This is a genomic window from Flavobacterium psychraquaticum (genome assembly GCF_034497725.1).
In the GTDB taxonomy this organism is placed as follows: domain Bacteria; phylum Bacteroidota; class Bacteroidia; order Flavobacteriales; family Flavobacteriaceae; genus Flavobacterium; species Flavobacterium psychraquaticum.
Map to the genome: position 1 here is coordinate 133,396 of NZ_JAXKVR010000026.1, position 18,496 is coordinate 151,891.

Annotated in this window: 18 protein-coding genes; 14 read left to right on the plus strand and 4 right to left on the minus strand. The window is 33.7% G+C overall.

Annotated features, from left to right (window positions below):
- Positions 1-89 precede the first annotated feature (89 nt).
- The 4 genes from T1L09_RS05655 to T1L09_RS05670 all read right to left on the minus strand — a co-directional run bounded on the left by T1L09_RS05655 (position 90) and on the right by T1L09_RS05670 (position 3,900).
- On the minus strand, positions 90-1,838 hold the full coding sequence (locus T1L09_RS05655) for a sodium:solute symporter family protein (protein ID WP_322549983.1): 1,749 nt from the start codon (positions 1,836-1,838) through the stop codon (positions 90-92).
- 22 nt (positions 1,839-1,860) lie between these two features.
- Entirely contained in the window at positions 1,861-2,121 is a 261-nt protein-coding gene (locus T1L09_RS05660; protein WP_322549984.1) for a DUF4212 domain-containing protein, read from the minus strand.
- Positions 2,122-2,147: 26 nt separating this feature from the next.
- Positions 2,148-3,380, minus strand: a complete 1,233-nt coding sequence (locus tag T1L09_RS05665; protein ID WP_322549985.1) for a hypothetical protein — start codon at positions 3,378-3,380, stop codon at positions 2,148-2,150.
- Between the two features lie 100 nt (positions 3,381-3,480).
- Positions 3,481-3,900: a transposase-like zinc-binding domain-containing protein gene (locus tag T1L09_RS05670; protein WP_322549986.1), complete on the minus strand. Its 420-nt coding sequence runs from the start codon at positions 3,898-3,900 to the stop codon at positions 3,481-3,483.
- A gap of 254 nt (positions 3,901-4,154) precedes the next feature.
- Between T1L09_RS05670 and T1L09_RS05675 the strand changes: the two genes are divergently transcribed.
- The 14 genes from T1L09_RS05675 (at position 4,155) to T1L09_RS05740 (ending at position 18,493) form a co-directional block, all read left to right on the plus strand.
- Positions 4,155-4,763 (plus strand): flavin reductase family protein, encoded by a 609-nt coding sequence (locus tag T1L09_RS05675; protein WP_322549987.1) that lies wholly within the window; start codon positions 4,155-4,157, stop codon positions 4,761-4,763.
- A 41-nt stretch (positions 4,764-4,804) separates the two neighbouring features.
- Positions 4,805-7,114, plus strand: a complete 2,310-nt coding sequence (locus tag T1L09_RS05680; RefSeq protein ID WP_322549988.1) for an oxidoreductase — start codon at positions 4,805-4,807, stop codon at positions 7,112-7,114.
- 85 nt (positions 7,115-7,199) lie between these two features.
- A complete protein-coding gene (locus T1L09_RS05685) occupies positions 7,200-8,024 on the plus strand; it encodes a KilA-N domain-containing protein (RefSeq protein WP_322549989.1) in 825 nt (274 codons plus the stop codon).
- 2 nt (positions 8,025-8,026) lie between these two features.
- On the plus strand, positions 8,027-9,616 hold the full coding sequence (locus T1L09_RS05690) for an AMP-binding protein (protein WP_322549990.1): 1,590 nt from the start codon (positions 8,027-8,029) through the stop codon (positions 9,614-9,616).
- 11 nt (positions 9,617-9,627) lie between these two features.
- Positions 9,628-11,208, plus strand: coding sequence for an FMN-binding glutamate synthase family protein (locus T1L09_RS05695; protein WP_322549991.1), 1,581 nt, complete (start codon positions 9,628-9,630; stop codon positions 11,206-11,208).
- 154 nt (positions 11,209-11,362) lie between these two features.
- Entirely contained in the window at positions 11,363-11,785 is a 423-nt protein-coding gene (locus tag T1L09_RS05700) for an acyl-CoA thioesterase (RefSeq protein WP_322549992.1), read from the plus strand.
- A gap of 131 nt (positions 11,786-11,916) precedes the next feature.
- Positions 11,917-12,897, plus strand: a complete 981-nt coding sequence (locus T1L09_RS05705; RefSeq protein ID WP_322549993.1) for a carbon-nitrogen hydrolase family protein — start codon at positions 11,917-11,919, stop codon at positions 12,895-12,897.
- A 176-nt stretch (positions 12,898-13,073) separates the two neighbouring features.
- A complete protein-coding gene (gene tnpA / locus T1L09_RS05710; RefSeq protein WP_322549994.1) occupies positions 13,074-13,517 on the plus strand; it encodes an IS200/IS605 family transposase in 444 nt (147 codons plus the stop codon).
- Between the two features lie 90 nt (positions 13,518-13,607).
- Positions 13,608-13,760 (plus strand): hypothetical protein, encoded by a 153-nt coding sequence (locus T1L09_RS05715; protein WP_322549995.1) that lies wholly within the window; start codon positions 13,608-13,610, stop codon positions 13,758-13,760.
- Between the two features lie 250 nt (positions 13,761-14,010).
- Entirely contained in the window at positions 14,011-15,135 is a 1,125-nt protein-coding gene (locus T1L09_RS05720) for a cupin domain-containing protein (RefSeq protein ID WP_322549996.1), read from the plus strand.
- Between the two features lie 64 nt (positions 15,136-15,199).
- The gene (locus T1L09_RS05725; protein WP_322549997.1) at positions 15,200-16,108 is read left to right on the plus strand and encodes a fumarylacetoacetate hydrolase family protein; all 909 of its coding nucleotides are present in this window, start codon (positions 15,200-15,202) and stop codon (positions 16,106-16,108) included.
- Positions 16,109-16,189: 81 nt separating this feature from the next.
- Positions 16,190-16,936, plus strand: a complete 747-nt coding sequence (locus tag T1L09_RS05730) for a maleate cis-trans isomerase family protein (RefSeq protein ID WP_322549998.1) — start codon at positions 16,190-16,192, stop codon at positions 16,934-16,936.
- 4 nt (positions 16,937-16,940) lie between these two features.
- Positions 16,941-17,171, plus strand: a complete 231-nt coding sequence (locus tag T1L09_RS05735) for a 4a-hydroxytetrahydrobiopterin dehydratase (protein ID WP_322549999.1) — start codon at positions 16,941-16,943, stop codon at positions 17,169-17,171.
- A 425-nt stretch (positions 17,172-17,596) separates the two neighbouring features.
- The gene (locus tag T1L09_RS05740) at positions 17,597-18,493 is read left to right on the plus strand and encodes a J domain-containing protein (protein ID WP_322550000.1); all 897 of its coding nucleotides are present in this window, start codon (positions 17,597-17,599) and stop codon (positions 18,491-18,493) included.
- The last annotated feature ends 3 nt before the right edge of the window (positions 18,494-18,496 follow it).

Below are 18,496 nucleotides of genomic sequence, written 5' to 3' on the forward strand. Positions count from 1 at the left end.
CAACTTAATTTTTTACATTTATTTTTTAAAAATACAAACTCTGTTCTTGAAAAACAAGAACAGAGTTGTAAAATAATTATATCTAAAAATTAGTGTGAACCTCCCGCTTCTCCGGCTCCGGAAGGAATTCGAATGTTTTCCACAATATCTTGTACTTCTTGCGGTGGTGCTGGTGTAAATTTACTTACAACAATTGCAACAACGAAGTTTGCTATCATTGCAACAGTTCCAAATCCTTCTGGTGAAATTCCGAACCACCATTCTGATTTGTCTGGCATATCGCCAATCCAACCTAATTTGAATTTTGCCATATAATAAAGCATCAATAACATTCCGACAACCATTCCAGCAACTGCACCTTCTTTATTCATCCGTTTGTTGAAAATTCCCAAAATAATAGCTGGGAAAAAAGATGCAGCTGCTAATCCGAAAGCAAGTGCGACGACGGCCGCAACGAAACCAGGTGGATTAATTCCGAAATATCCTGCAATAACTACCGCAACTGCAGCAGCTCCACGAGCTGACCAAAGTTCGGCTTTTTCAGAAATTCCTGGATTAATCATTTTCTTAATTAAATCGTGAGAAACAGCGGCAGAAATTACTAATAATAATCCAGCAGCAGTTGATAAAGCCGCAGCTAATGCTCCAGCAGCAACCAACGCAATTACCCAGTTTGGTAATTTAGCAATTTCAGGATTCGCTAAAACCATAATATCATTGTCGATATACAATTCGTTTGCACTGTCTAAATTTGGATGGTCTTTTTGAGGCTTACCATCAACAAGCATAAAAGCATCTCCTTTTACATATTGAATTTTTCCATCTGCATTTTTATCATTATAAATTAATAAACCCGTTTTTTCCCAGTTTGTAAACCATTCTGGCATATCTACATAATTTTTATTGCTCACAGTTTCAATTAAATTAGCTTTAGCAAAAACCGATACTGCAGGAGCTGTTGTGTATAAAATTGCAATTAATAATAAGGCTAATCCCGCAGATTTTCTAGCATCTTTTACATTTTTAACCGTGAAGAATCTAACAATAACGTGAGGTAATCCCGCAGTTCCAACCATCAAAGCTAATGTTATTGCGAAAACATCTAATTTAGATTTTGTACCACTAGTATATTCTGCAAATCCTAATTCTGTAGATAATCCGTTTAGTTTGTCTAATAAATAAACGTCATTTCCTATTACTTTTCCTCCCATTCCTAATTGTGGAATTGGATTTCCTGTCATATGAATTGAAATGAAAATCGCAGGAACCATAAATGCGAAAATTAATACGCAATATTGTGCTACTTGCGTGTAAGTAATTCCTTTCATTCCTCCTAAAACTGCATAGAATAAAACGATGATCATTCCGATAATTACTCCTGTGTTAATTTCCACTTCTAAAAATCGTGAAAACACAACTCCTACGCCTCGCATTTGTCCGGCCACGTAAGTAAATGAAATAATTAAAGCACAAAATACAGCTACCGATCGAGCGGTTTTTGAATAATAACGATCCCCAATAAAATCAGGCACTGTGAACTTCCCGAATTTTCTTAAATAAGGAGCTAAAAGTAAAGCTAAAAGCACATAACCTCCAGTCCAACCCATTAAATAAACAGCTCCATCGTAACCAGCAAAGGATATAATTCCTGCCATCGAAATAAACGAAGCAGCAGACATCCAATCGGCAGCAGTTGCCATTCCGTTAGCTAATGGAGAAACGCCTCCGCCGGCAACATAAAATTCTTTTGTAGAACCAGCTCTACTCCAAATTGCAATTCCAATATATATAGCAAACGTAATTCCTACAATAATATAGGTCCAAATTTTTACATCCATAATTTCGTTTTTTTGTAGTTAGTTAGTCCTTATCAAATCCGTATTTTTTGTCTAATTTGTTCATCAATCGTACATAAACGAAGATTAAAATAACAAATACAAACATTGAACCTTGTTGTGCAAACCAAAATCCTAATGGAAATCCACCCATTTTAATGGTATTTAATTGGTCAACGAATATGATTCCAGCCCCATAAGAACATAAGAACCAAATGCTTAATAATATCAGAAGGTATCTTACATTTTCCTTCCAATAAGCCGTGGCGTGTTTTTGATCGCTCATAATTTTGTAGTAGTTTTGATTGGTTATTATAGATAAATCATCGCTTGAAGTGTTAGCGTATTTACCGCATCACTTGTAGCATATTTTAAAGATTGGTATTCTAAAGTTAATTTAGCGTTGTGACCGCTTAAATAGAGGTTTGTTCCAAGTCCAAATTGTGTCGCATCATCGTTTAAAGCATCAATTTGCCTGTTGTTATAAGAAAGATAAGGTTGAATTTTTGCTTTTAATTTAACAGGCAAAACATAACCAACGTGAGCATATAACATCGAACCCGTTTCATAAGTTGTTCCTAAGATGAAGTCTTTTCCGTAATCGTTATTTTGGTATAAAGCATAAGCCGTTAAAGCCGCACCATTTGTTCCTACTGGAACATCATAAAAAGCATCTATAGCTAGTATTTTTACATCATCGCCACTTAAATTCCCAATTGCATCTGCAACTACAGATCCTTTTGGATGAACAAAAAATCCTGCTCCTACATTAAATACTTTTTTAGTTCCAACATAAGAACCAACTTTATAAGGTAAAAAATTACTTTCATTTTCTAAAAATCCATATTCAAAATAACCAGCATACGTTTTGCCAGCATCTTTTGAACCTAATAATCTTCTTCCTGAGTAATTTGCAGCTCCACCATTTACAGGAAGTCCTGTTTGTAGGTTTGTTGTAACAGCATCGTTGATCGAAATTCGGTATTGAAATTTATCCAAAGCTCCTTTTAAATAAACTCCCATATGTCTCGCAAATTGATCAGACAAACCGAGAGTTGCCCAAGTTTGACGCTGGTTGTCTAAAGTCATAATGTTCAAAGTGCTTTGGTTATTTAAACGCGAAATTCCGTTCCAATAATGCAAACCTCCACCGATTGCGTGATTATTTCCCAAACTATATTGTGCCCAAACATCGTGAAAGAACAATTGAGAAGCATCTTTAGTTCCGGTCGGACTCATATTATCAGCATTTAGGCTGTTTAAACCAAAGTGCGTTAATATCATAAAATCCTTGTTGATTTGTGCATACATTAAGACTCGTGCTCTTCGAAGATTGAATTGCGTGTCCGATTGTTCGTTTCCGTTTGCATCTAAAGGTCGGTCTGAATTGTGTTGTGCCCAAAACTGAGCCCAAGAGATAACTCTGAAGTATTTAGAGCCATCTTCATTGATGTTTACTTTCAATCCTCCGCCATAATCAGGCGAACCTTGACCAAATGTTAGTGCCGAAAATAATAATCCAGCGGTTAGTACTATTTTTCTCATAGTTTAGAAATTGGTTAATCAGTTGGTTTTTGATTTAGCCAAATTCTAAAATTATGTTAATGAAAAAAATTACAATATATAATTTTGTAAAATACTATAGTTAATCCTTGAAACGTTCCCATTTTATCAGCATAAATTTATCACCTAATTCGGTAATAATCATTCCTGCACCTGATAGTTGGTCTTTGTTTTGAAGGTATTCTACTAGTTCGGCGTGTTTAAAAATTTTATATGTTGGATGATAATTAGGATGTGGTGGTTTCTTGATTTTAAACTCCTTAACCCAATTACTAATGGAAACGTGCGAAACTCCGATAATTCGTTCAATTTCTCTAAAGCTCAGTCCTTCTAAATACAATTGTAATGCTTTAGTCACATAATAATCATCAATCTTTTTGCCTATTTTGTTGACTGTGAAGTAATAATTGCAAGATTTACACAAATAACGCTGTCTTTCTTTAATGATACCGCTTTTTACAATTGTGTCACTTTGACATTTCGGACAAGCTAAAATCTCCATATATATAATTTTTGCATAAATATACTAATTTAGCAAGATATACAAAACATATTTCACAAATATTAAATGATATTTTTTTATTAATCACAATTATAGTCCTTAATATTTACATATAATACAATAAAATCAACAAGTAACCAATGGTAATAGTGAAAAATTACAGCTTATATTCTAATTAATCTTTAATTTTATGTTTATTCTATTATGGAAACTTTAATTAATTTACTTAATTTGTAGAAACAACGATAATAATTATGCAATTCGATATTCAAAACACAGATTCTTCAACACTGTACAAACTTTTGACAGGAACAATTATTCCAAGGCCTATTGGATGGATTGCTACTTTGGATGAAAATGGAATTAACAACTTAGCTCCTTTTTCTTATTTTAATATGGTAAGTAGCGATCCGCCTTGCGTTATGTTTTCCACCCGAAGAGATAATAATTTCAATAAAGACACTTTAAATAATATACTACAAAATGGTGAATTCGTGGTAAATTTAGTCACGATGGATGTTGTAGAACAAATGAATGCAACTTCAGCAACTGTAGCTCCAAATATTGATGAATTTGAACTAGCAGGCTTAACTCCTATTGATTCAGTAATGGTTAAACCCAAAAGAGTTAAAGAGAGTTTAGTACATTTTGAATGTGAAAAAATGCATCATTATTTCATTCGAGATGCCGGTGGAAATGAAACGGCTTGTGTAATTATTGGCGAAATCAAGACCATTCACATTGACGATTCAATTCTATCAGAAAACAATCATATCAATTTAGATAAATACAAACCTGTTGCTCGTTTAGCCGGTTCAAATTATGCAACTTTAGGAGAGGTTTTTTCAATAAAAAGACCTTAATCCTTTTTTACTTAGTACTGAATCGATTTACAATATACAAAATGAAGATAACAATAATTGGTGGTGGTCCAGGCGGACTCTATTTTTCGATATTGACTAAAAAGGCAATGCCCGATTGTCAAATCGATGTATATGAACGCAATAAACCTGATGATAGTTTTGGTTTTGGCGTAGTTTTTTCTGATGAAACGTTAGGAGAATTTTTAAAACGCGATATGCAATCTTATGATCTTATTCGAAGTAATTTTGCATATTGGGATGATATTATTATCGCTCGAGATGGCGAAACCGTAACTATTGCTGGAAACGGTTTTTGTGGCTGTTCGCGTAAAACTTTATTGAAATTATTGCACCAACGTTGTTTAGAAGAAGGTGTAAATTTACATTTCGAGCAAAATATAGCTGATTTATCACAATTCGCTGATTCAGATATTATTATTGCTTCAGACGGAATTGCAAGTGCAGTTCGAACGAAATATGCAAAGGAATTTGGAACTAAAATTGAATTGAAAAAAAATCGATTCGTTTGGTTGGGTTCCACAAAACCTTTGGACGCTTTTACCTACTTTTTTAGAACAACGCCTCACGGATCAATCGTGGCACATTCGTATCAATACGAAGAAGGAATGAGTACTTGGATTTTTGAATGTTCCGATGAAACTTGGCAAAATTTAAATTTCGAAGTAACCAATGAAGAAGATACGATTGCTAAAATTTCGGAAATCTTCAAAGAAGAATTAGATGGCCATTCGTTAATTTCTAATAAATCGCATTGGCGTCAATTTCCACACGTTACCAATGAAAAATGGTTTCATAATAATATCGTTTTGTTGGGCGATTCCAAAGCAACAGCCCACTACTCTATTGGTTCGGGAACAAAATTAGCAATGGATTCGGCGATTGGACTTTCGGATGCTGTGATTGCGAATCCGAATAATGTTCAATTGGCTTTTGAACAATACGATAAAACCCGAAGAAATACGGTAGAAATGATTCAATATGCGGCTTTAGTTTCATTGGATTGGTTCGAAAATATGGATCGCAATAACCAACATCCGTTTTATCAATTTGCTTTCGGATGTATGACCCGTTCGAAAAAAGTGACTTATGAAAACTTACGATTACGAGATAAATCATTCACTGACAAAGTTTTAAGCGAGTTCAACAGCAACTTACAACTTACAACCGATAACTTACAACCTAATTCTCCAGCTTTCTCAAAATTTAAACTTAGAAATCTAGAACTTCAAAGCCGAATTGTAATGGCTCCAATGGGCCAATATATGGCGGAAAACGGCTTAATAAATGATTGGCATTTCCAACATTATACTTCAAGAGCTGTTGGTGGTTTGGGATTAATTTTAACCGAAATGACCGCAGTTTCAGAAAATGGTAGAATTACCGAAGGTTGTGCCGGAATTTACAATCAAAACCAAATTGATACTTGGAAACGAATCAGCGATTTCATTCAACAATATACTTCCACTAAAATCGGAGTGCAATTAGGACATTCCGGACGAAAAGGTGCTTCAAAAAAACCTTGGGAAACTTCTTTTACAGGAAATAATTGGGAGTTACTTTCCGCTTCAGCGGTAGCATTTAATAAAAATTTGAATTCCGAAGTTTCGGGACCAAAAGAAATGACTGCAGCAGATATGGATTTGGTTGTTGCTCAATTTGTTCAAGCTACAAAAAATGCAGAAGAAGCTAATTTTGATATGATTGAATTACAAGCACATCACGGATTTTTATTAGCTTCCTTCTTATCACCGCTAACAAACATAAGAACGGACGAATTTGGCGGCAGCATCGAAAACCGCCTAAAATTCCCACTAAGAGTATTCTCCGAAATGCGAAAGGTATTTCCAAAAGAAAAACCGATGTCGGTACGAATTTCCGCAACAGATTGGGCAACAAACGGAATTTCGGAAGCAGATGTTCTTACAATTGCAACTGCTTTTAAAACGGCTGGTGCTGATATTATTGATGTTTCCACAGGAAATACGGTTGCCGATCAAAAACCCCAAATTGGAAGAATGTGGCAAACTCCTTTTTCTGATTTAATTCGAAATACGGTTCAAATTCCAACCATAACAGCTGGATATATTCAAGATATTGACCAAATTAATACAATTATTTTAAACGGAAGAGCCGATTTAGTAGCTTTGGGTAAACCCTTATTATTAGATGCTAATTTTGTTAGAAATGCCCAAGCTTACGAACAATTTCAACCCTCAGATATTCCAAATTCCTACAAAATGGGAATTTCACATTTATATCCGCTAAAAGCTTCCGAAAGAAAACAAATCGAAGGAATGCGAAAAGCGTTGAAACCGAAGAGTAATAAATAGTTCGAATAGAAGTTACCAATATAAATAATTTAAAAACTGTTCGAATTCAATAGGTTTAAAGTAATTAGTCAAAAAACTAATAATTATGAAGCAAAAAAAAACTATTATAAATGTATTAGGAACTGAAATATCAATTGTTTCGGAAGAACAAAATGATTTTATTTCCTTAACAGATATGGCTAATAAATTTGGTGGCGATGACCTCATTTATAGTTGGATGAGAAATCGAAATACATTAGAGTTTTTAGGGATTTGGGAACAAATTCATAATTCTAAATTTAAAGGTGGCGAATTCGAGACCTTTAAAAAAGAAGCAGGTTTAAATTCATTTCATTTGACTCCTAGAAAATGGGTTGAAGCTACGAATGCTATTGGTATATATTCTAAATCGGGTAGATATGGTGGAGGAACTTATGCTCATAAAGACTTAGCTTTCGAGTTTGGAAGTTGGTTAAGTCCTGAATTTAAGTTGTACTTGATTAAAGAATTTCAGCGACTAAAAGAAGATGAAAATAGTAGATTGTCTCTTGCTTGGGATTTAAATCGCACATTATCAAAACTAAATTATCGAATTCATACTGATGCTATCAAAGAGCACATAATTCCGAAAAACATTACCAAAGAACAAGCAAATTTTGTTTATGCTAGTGAAGCAGATGTTTTAAATGTTGCATTATTTGGAAAAACTGCCAAACAATGGCGGGAAGAAAATGTAAGTTTAAAAGGAAATATCAGAGATTATGCAACAATTGAGCAATTGTTAATTTTAGTGAATATTGAAAGTTTAAATGCAGAATTTATTAGAATGGAACTGCCACAAAACGAACGACTATATAAATTGAATCAAATAGCTATCATTCAGTTAAAATCAATTTCTTCAAATAAAGATGTTCAAAATTTAATTGAATAATTATGCAACACTACGAAGACAATTTTGCAAACAATAGCTTACCTATTTCGGACTTACAACCAGAATATACTTTTTTAGATTTACCACAGTTTCAACATCCAGAAATGCTAAATTGTGTCGCTAAATTATTAGACAATCACATTAAAGAAGGTCGTGGTGAAAATGTTTGTATTCGTACGTTTGAAACAATTTGGACTTATTCCGATTTATATAAAAAAGCGAATCAAATTGCACACGTTTTAGTGGATGATTTAGGATTAAAATCGGGAAATCGTGTATTATTGCGTTCGGCTAATAATCCAATGATGGTTGCGTGTTGGTTTGCAGTTTTAAAAGCCGGTGGAATTGTTGTTGCCACGATGCCGTTACTTCGTGCTAAAGAATTAACTACGATAATTGATTGTGCGGAAATTTCTCATCTCTTATCAGATAAACAATTAGAAGAAGAAGTTCGTGTAGTAAAGTCTGATTTTTTGAAGCAAACTTCTTTCTTCGGAAATTCAGATTTAGAAGAATTAATGGTTCATAAACCAACAACTTTTCAGAATTTCCATTCGAAAGCAGATTCCGTTGCTTTAATCGGATTTACCTCAGGAACAACGGGCTTGCCTAAAATGACAGCTCATTATCACAAGGATATTTTAAATATTTGCGAAGCGTTTCCAAATTATTCCCTTCAACCGACAAAAAACGATATTTTCACAGGAAGTCCGCCTCTAGGATTTACCTTCGGATTAGGCGGTTTAGTAATATTTCCGATGTATTTCGGTGCTTCTACCTTTTTAATCGAAAAACCAAGTCCGGATTTACTCCTAAAAGCGATTGAAGCATTTAAAATCACCATTTGTTTCACAGCTCCAACAGCTTGGCGAGTTATCACTACAAAAGCCCACGAATTTGATATTTCAAGCTTACGCAAATGTGTTTCGGCAGGAGAAACTTTACCTTCAAAAGTATGGCAAGATTGGTTTGAAATTACAGGATTAAAAATCATCGATGGAATCGGAGCTACCGAAATGCTTCACATCTTTATTTCCTCTAACGAACAGAATATGAAAGCTGGAGCAACCGGAGTCGCCATTACAGGTTACGAAGCTAAAATCATTGACAACAACGGAAACGAAGTAGCTAGAAATGAAATCGGAAGATTAGCAGTCAGAGGAATAACAGGTTGCAAATACCTAAATAGAATCGATAAACAACAAGAATATGTTGAAAACGGTTGGAATATAACTGGTGATATTTTCCGTCAAGATGAAGAAGGTTATTTTTATTTTGTGGCTCGTGGCGATGATATGATTATTTCTTCCGGCTATAATATTGCGTCAATTGAAGTAGAATCCGTACTTTTAACAAATGAACACATTTTAGAATGTGCTGTAGTAGGTTTACCAGATAAAGAACGAGGAATGTTGGTTTGTGCTTATATTGTCTTAAAAGATTATAATAAAGCAACAGATGCAATGAAATGTGATATTCAATTGTGGTTCAAGCAAATATCAGCACCATATAAGTATCCAAGAGTGATTAATTTTGTAACTATTTTACCCAAAACAGAAACAGGAAAAATCCAAAGATTTAAATTAAAATAATAAAATAAACTATGAGAAAAGTATTTTTAGTAGTCAGTTTCACGCTCCTTTCACTAACAGGAATTCTAACATTTGTCAATTGGAAATTCAGTTTTCTATTATTGATTTTTGTCCCTTTAATTATAATGGGACTGTACGATATGTTTCAATCGCAAAAGACCATTCGCCGAAATTTTCCTTTACTAGGTCGAATGCGTTATTTGTTAGAAGGAATTGGACCAGAAATACGCCAATATTTTGTAGAAACCGATTTAGATGGAAAACCTTTTAATCGACTACAACGAAGCATTGTTTATCAACGAAGTAAAAAAGAAGCCGATTCAATGCCTTTTGGAACCCAATTAGACGTTTACAAAAATGGTTACGAATGGATAAATCACAGTATTCGTGCTATTTCTTTCACTAATGTAAACGAAAATCCAAAAGTACATATTGGTTCTTCGCAATGTGAAAAACCTTATGATGCTAGTTTGTTCAATATTAGTGCAATGAGTTTTGGTTCTTTGAGTAAAAACGCAATTCTCGCTTTAAATAATGGAGCAAAACAAGGCGGATTCTATCATAATACGGGCGAAGGCGGACTTTCACCCTATCATTTACAAGGCGGCGATGTCGTTTGGAATATTGGAACAGGTTATTTTAGTTGCCGAGATGAACAAGGAAATTTCAATTACGAACAATATGCTAAAAGAGCCGTTTTAGACAATGTGAAAATGATTGAAATAAAATTCTCACAAGGTGCAAAACCGGGTCATGGTGGAATTTTACCGAAAGAAAAAGTAACCGATGAAATTGCTGATATTCGATTAGTAGGCAAAGGATATGACATTATTTCACCGCCAACGCATTCTGCTTTTTCAACACCTTTAGAATTGATGGATTTTGTGAAATTACTACGAAAAGGTTCAGGTGGAAAACCGATCGGAATCAAGATTTGTATCGGAAATAAAACCGAATTTGTAGCCATTTGTAAAGCGATGGTAGAAACAAAAACGTATCTCGATTTCATCACAGTAGATGGCGGCGAAGGCGGAACTGGAGCGGCTCCACAAGAATATTCAGACCACGTAGGAATGCCATTACGAGATGCTTTAGCGTTTGTATATGATTGCTTAAATGGATTCGGAATCAAAGACCAAATAAAAATTATTGCTAGCGGAAAAGTTGTCACTGGATTCGATATTATTCGTTGCCTTTCCATCGGTGCCGACCTTTGCAATTCAGCCCGCGGAATGATGTTTGCCTTAGGTTGCATACAAGCTTTAGAATGCCACGCCAACACTTGTCCAACCGGAATTGCAACGCAAAATCCAAAATTAACCAAAGGTTTAGTTCCCGAAGAAAAAAGCATTCGTGTCGCTCGTTTTCAGCACGAAACCGTAAAATCAGCTATGGATTTAATGGCTTCTGCCGGCATTGATCACCCAGATGGTGTAACGCGTGATGTAGTGAGTACAAGAGTTGAACGCAATAAAACACAAACATTTGCCGAAATTTATCCCGAATTAAAACCAGGTTCACTTTTAGACGGAAGCAGCGTGCCTAACGAATATTTCAGAATTTGGAAAAATGCCACTTCAGAAAAATTTTAATTAGAAGCTAATCCCGCTATCCGTTGCAATCTTTGTGTTTATAAAGAAAAAACACAAAGGATTTCCACTCCTATCGGGGCTAGACAACCAGCAATGTTAAGTAATAAAATTTAAATTAGTACTATTTTGTACTATTTGGTAAAATATAGAGAATATGAATCAAGCATTTGTAAAACAAGAAAAAATTCGTTTCAAACACGTCGATTACGCCGGAATCGTTTTCTATCCGCGATTTTTAGAAATACTCAACGATTTGGTAGAAGATTGGTTCGAAGAAGCTTTAGAAAGACCTTTTTCAAAAATGCACGAAACCAACGGAATTCCCACAGTAGATTTAAAAGTGCAATTTAAAAATGCGGCTCGTTTGGGTGAAAACCTAACCAAGAAACTTTGGGTAAAAGAGCTAAAAAACTCCTCTTTAATTTGTGGTTTTGAATTCAGTAACGACCAGCATAAAACAGTTTTAGAAGGCGAAGTAACTTTAGTAAACGTAGTAATTCAAGAAGATAGAAATAGCATTAAAGCCGAAACTTTTAATGAAGAAATTAAAAGCAAAATAGCCAATTACATAATGTAATAATACAGATTAATGAAATTTAAGAAATCAAAATGATTTTTCAATTTCTCTAAGCTACGTTTCGAAAATAAATCAGCGATTATTAGCGTTTGCAAAGCAATTCGTTTCATTCGCGTACAAAATAACAAAAAATGGAATTTAAAAAATTCAAAGCCGCTACCGTTCAAACTGCCCCAGTTTTTCTAAACGTAGAAAAAACGGTTGATAAAGCGATTTCTTTCATCAAAGAAGCTAGTAAAAATGGTGCCAAACTAATTGCTTTCCCGGAAGTTTTCATTTCTGGTTATCCGTATTGGAACTGGATTATGACGCCGGTTCAAGGCAGTAAATGGTATGAAGAATTGTATAAAAATTCAGTCGATATTACTAGTCCAGAAATCAAAAAACTTTGTATGTCGGCAAAAGAGAACGACATTCACATCGTAATGGGAATAAACGAACGTGGCAAAAGTTATGGTGAAATTTACAACACTAATCTAATCATTGACAACAAAGGTGTAATCATTGGAAAACATCGAAAATTAGTGCCAACTTGGGCCGAAAAATTAACGTGGACTTCAGGTGATGGCTCTTCATTAAAAGTGTACGACACTGAAATTGGACCAATTGGAACATTAGCTTGTGGCGAAAACACTAATACTTTAGCTCGTTTTACTTTATTAGCACAAGGCGAATTAATCCATATCGCCAATTATATTTCACTTCCCGTTGCACCACCCGATTACGATATGGCCGAAGCTATAAAAATTAGAGCCGCAGCACATTCGTTTGAAGGAAAACTTTTCACCATAGTTTCGTGTTCCACCATTTCTCAAGAAATAAAAGACGCTCTTCGTGCTGATGTTCCAAATGTTGATGAATTATTAAGTCGAAAAAGCAGTGCTTTCTCAGGATTTATAGGACCAAATGGAGCAGTTATCGGACAACCGCTAATCGACGAAGAAGGAATGGTGTATGCCGAAATTGATTTAGAAAAATGTATCCAACCGAAACAAATGCACGATATTTTAGGACATTACAATCGATTTGATATTTTTGATTTACGCGTAAACATCGCTCCTACCCGAAAAATTACATTTATAGATAATCACGAGGAATTTAATAGGAGATAAGTTTTGGCTAAAGCCAATTAAGAATCATAATCAATATCCCTTTGGGTAAAGCCAAAGGCAATCAAAACCAATGCAATTGAGACAGAAGGAATTGAGACAAATGCAATTGAACTATTTAATATCTTTTAAATCATTTATTGAACATTATAACTATCGAATTTATAACATAAAAATATATGCCATTTATAAAAGTTTACATTCATTTTGTTTGGAGTACTAAAAATAGAGTTCCTTATCTGAAGACTATAGATTTAAGAAAAGCTATGTGGAAACATATTAAAGAAAATGGAGCAAAAAAAGATATTTTTAGAGATTATGTAAATGGATATAATGATCATTGTCACTGTTTAGTTTCATTAGGAACAGAACAGACAATTAGTAAAGTAATGCAATTGATAAAAGGAGAATCGGCATTTTGGTTTAATAATCAAAAATTAATTTTAGAAAAATTTCAATGGCAAGATGAATATTTTGCTGTTTCAGTTTCAGAATCTATGGTTGAAAAAGTTAGAAATTACATTAAAAAACAAGAATTTCATCACAATAAAAAATCGTATCAAGAGGAACATAATGAAATGATTAATAAATTCGGATTTCAAAAATTTAACGACGAACAATAATCAATAGAAATGGGTTTCAACCCATTTAAAAATGAAATGATTAATAAATTCGGATTTCAAAAATTTAACGACGAACAATAATCAATAGAAATGGGTTTCAACCCATTTAAAAATGAAATGATTAATAAATTCAGATTTCAAAAATTTAACGATGTAAAACAATCAATAGAAATGGATTTCAACCCATTTAAAAATGAAATGATTAATAAATTCGGATTTCAAAAATTTAACGACGAACAATAATCAATAGAAATGGGTTTCAACCCATTTTAAAATGAAATGATTGATAAATGTGGATTTGAAAAATTTAACGATGTAAAACAATCAATAGAAATGGGTTTCAACCCATTTTAAAATTAAAATTTGAATCAAAATGAACATAACGAAATGATTTATAAAATTTAACGATGTACAATTATAAATAGAAATAGGTTTCAACTCATTTCATAAAAAAATGAGTAATTGGCTTTAGCCCCAAAAAAAACATAAACAAATGAACGACAACCATTCAGACGACCAATACGGAAGAGCAAGAGTTCAGGATTCACCAGAATTAATTGCTTATTATAAAGAATTAGAAAGTCTAGGAGCTGGTGCTTTATGGACCGTTGCCAACGATATTGAACCGTGGGAACCACGATCGACATCTGTTCCAATGCTATGGAAATATGATGATTTACGTAGTTTAGTTTTAAAATCATCAGAATTAGTTACACCAGAACAAGCCGGAAGACGAGTGGTTTATTTAGTCAATGAAAAGCGAAAAGATGTGGCGGCGGCCGTGGGTTGGTTGTATTCGGGCATTCAAGTAACGCGTCCAGGCGAATTTACTTCGGCACATCGTCATCGAGCTTCTGCCCTACGTTTTATTATGGAAGGAGAAGGCGGTTATACAATCGTCGACGGTAATAAAATTATGTTAGAGGTAAACGATTTTGTAATTACTCCAAATTCTGCGTGGCACGAACACGGCGTTGAAGCAGGTGGAAAAACGTGTATTTGGCAAGACGGCTTGGATATTCCGTTAGTTAATGCTTTAGAAGCTAATGATTATGCTGTTTTAGACGGACATCAAGAATTAGTAAAACCACTTAATTTCTCACCAATTACTTATGGTTGTTCGGGATTAATTCCAGCAGATACTACTTGGGATAAACCTTATTCGCCTTTGTTTAAATATTCCTGGAAGAATGTTTATCCGGCTTTATTAGAAGCACAAAAAGTGACAGAAATCAATCCGTTTGATGGAGTTTTTATGCATTATTCCAACCCAATGACTGGCGGACACGTGATGCAAACGATGGGAGCTTCGATGCAATTATTACCTGCGGGTTTCAAAGGAAAAGCACATAAACATACGGGTTCTTTCGTGTTTCAATGTGCTAAAGGAAAAGGATATTCCATCATGAACGGCAAAAGATTCGATTGGAAAGAACGTGATATTTTCTGCGTTCCATCTTGGGCTTGGCACGAACATCATAATGCTTCCGAAACTGAAGATGCGTGTTTATTCAATTTTAATGACTTACCAGTTATTGAAAGTTTAGGTTTATTTCAATCGAAAGAATATATGGAAAACGAAGGAAATCAGGTAATTCAATACTCAGAACAAATTTAATATTATCCAAAACATTTGCGAACTTTGATCAATCCATTGCGATTATCACGATTAAATAAAAACTATGAAACTACTTACTTATAAAACACAAGACACCGAACCAAGATTAGGGTTCTTACACAACAATCAAGTTATCGATATGCAAGATTTTGGAGATATTTCAAATTTACCTTTGCCAAATGATATGTTGGAATTAATTGATATGGGATTTGAAATTATTGCAGAAATTACAGAATTAGTTGCAGATACGCCAGACGAATTTTTCGAAGAAATTTCCTATGAATTAGATGAAGTAACATTCTTAGCTCCAATTGAAAAACCTCGGAAAAACATCATTGGAATTGGCTTGAATTATACGGAACACGTTGCCGAAAGTGCTAGAACATTAGACACTACTGGAAAACTTCCAACCCAACCAATTATTTTTTCAAAACCGCCTACAACGGTAACCGCAACAAATACAGAAGTAATCAAAAACACTAAGTTAACACAACAATTAGATTATGAATGCGAATTAGCGGTAATCATCTCTAATAAAGGTAAATACGTGCCTAAATCGGAAGCTTTAGATTATGTTTTTGGTTACACAATTATTAATGATATTTCAGCTAGAGATTGTCGTCGTGAAGGGCAATGGATTGTTTCAAAAGGACAAGATACATTTGCTCCAATGGGACCAATTTTAGTCACAAAAGACGAAATTGAAAATCCCCATAACTTAAATTTATCCTTAAAAGTAAACGGCGTAGAAAAACAAAATTCGAACACCAAATTAATGCTTTTTAATATCAACGATTTGATCGAAGATTTAAGTACGGTTTTCACTTTAGAGCCAGGTGATATCATCGCAACTGGAACTCCTGCAGGTGTTGGAGCCGGAAGAAATCCACAAGAATGGTTGCACAATGGCGATGTAATTGAAGCAACGATTGAAGGTATCGGAACGATCATCAATACAATAAGGGAAATATAATTATATTAGAACACAGATTAAATAAATTTTAAAAATTATTAGAATTTCCTTAATCTGTGTTCGAAAAAAACATAATAAAAAATGAAATATAGAATCGGACAAATAGTTCCATCATCAAACGTAACGATGGAAACTGAAATACCAGCTCTTTTTAGATCTAGAGAAACCATTTTACCAGAACGTTTTACGTTTCACAGCAGTAGAATGCGTATGAAAAAGGTAACCAAAGAAGAGTTAGAAGCTATGGATGCTATGAGTTTAAAATGTGCACAAGAATTATCGGATGCACAAGTTGACGTTATGGGATATGCTTGTTTAGTTGCTATTATGAGTATGGGACGCGGTTATCATTGTGTTTCTGAAGTAAATTTACATCAGGAAACGGTAGCAAATGACTTCCCTACTCCTATTGTAACTTCTGCTGGTGCTTTGATTAATGGTTTAAAAGTTTTGGGTGCGAAACAAATTTCAATAATTACACCTTATATGAGACCTCTAACAGATATGGTAGTTGATTATATTGAAAATCAAGGCATTAAAGTTAAAGAAAGCATTGCTTTAGAAATTCCTGATAATTTGGAAGTTGCGGCACAAAATCCTATGAATTTATTGGAAATCTATAAACAATTAGACCTAACTGATGTGGATGTTTTGGTTGTTTCAGCTTGTGTGCAAATGCCATCTTTGGAAGCTATTGACTTAATTCAGGCAGAATGTGGAATTCCAGTAACTTCAGCTGCGGTCTGCACAACGTATGAAATGATGAAAAAATTAGGAATTGAAGCGAGATCTACAATTGGAGGCGAATTATTAAACGGTAAATACTAAAACTATGGAATGGAACGTAATTGATGGAAAATTGGTGAAAAACTTTAAGTTTAAAACCCAAACGGAATTAGCACAATTTCTTTTAAAAATAGCTACTTGTGCAGATGAAATGAATCATCATCCCGATTGTAAAATTCATAAAGCATTTCAATTAGAAATTACTTTATTTACGCACGATAAAAACGAAATTACTGATTTAGATCATCAGCTAGCTGAAAAAATAAATTCATTATAGGTTTGAATAAGAACTAAATAGTACTATTTGAAATAATTTTAAAACATTAAATTTATATAAATTATTTATAGAATTATGTAAAAGTTAAATGGATAATCTATCTTAAATTTGCTTTACTAATCAATTAAAACTAAATATTATGAACGGATTTTTTAAAACTATAATCGCCGGATTTACCGCAAAAAAATTAGGCGGTGGCTGTCTTACAACAATTATAATATTTGTAATCATCTATTGGTTGTTGGGGAAATTTTAGAACAACAGATTCAATTTGAAATTTGCACAAGGGTTTAGAAATTAAAAAAATTCTAACATAATCCGCTATTAAAGTCAAATTTTAAGATATTTTAAAGTGAAAATTCCATAGAAATTTGTAAATTTACTAAGCATTTTAAGCCAATTAAACTGTTTAATTTACTCATTCTATGGAATTTATTGATTACTACAAAGTACTAGGCATTTCCAAAACTGCAACTGCAGATGAAATTAAAAAAGCTTATCGAAAATTAGCTAGAAAATTACATCCCGACATTAACCCAAACGATAAAGAAGCCAATGCGAAGTTTCAACAATTGAATGAAGCTAATGAAGTTTTAGGCAATCCCGAAAAAAGAAAGAAATACGATAAGTATGGAAAAGATTGGGAAAACGGTGAAGAATACGAAAAATACAAACAACAACAATATTCTAACGCTGGCCAACAACAATCGTATGGCGGTGGTTTTGGCGGAGATGATTTTTCGGACTATTTTTCTTCAATGTTTGGCAATCAATCTGCTGGTGGTCGAAGAAGCCAACCCAAATATCGCGGACAAGATATTCAGGCAGAAGTACAAATCAATATAAAAGAAGCTTATACAACTCATAAAAAGGAATTTACGGTTAGCGGAAAAAATATTAGAATTACTATTCCTGCTGGAATTGAAGACCAACAAACCATTAAAATTGGTGGTTATGGTTCGCCGGGAATGAATAATGGACCTAGTGGCGATTTATATATTACGTTTTCAATTGTAAATAATACGGCTTTTAAACGAGTCGGAAATGATTTATTTTTCACCCAAAATATAGACTTATACAGTGCTGTTTTAGGAGGAGAAATTACAATTTCCGATTTCAATCAGTCAAAATTGAAACTAAAAGTTGCAGCAGGAACTCAAAATGGTACAAAAGTACGTTTGAAAGGAAAAGGTTTTCCAATTTATAAAAAAGAGGATTCATTTGGGGATTTATACGTGATTTATAATATCGTCATTCCAACAAATCTTTCGGAAAGAGAAAAGGAATTGTTCAATGAATTAGCAAAAACCACTAAAAACTAAAAC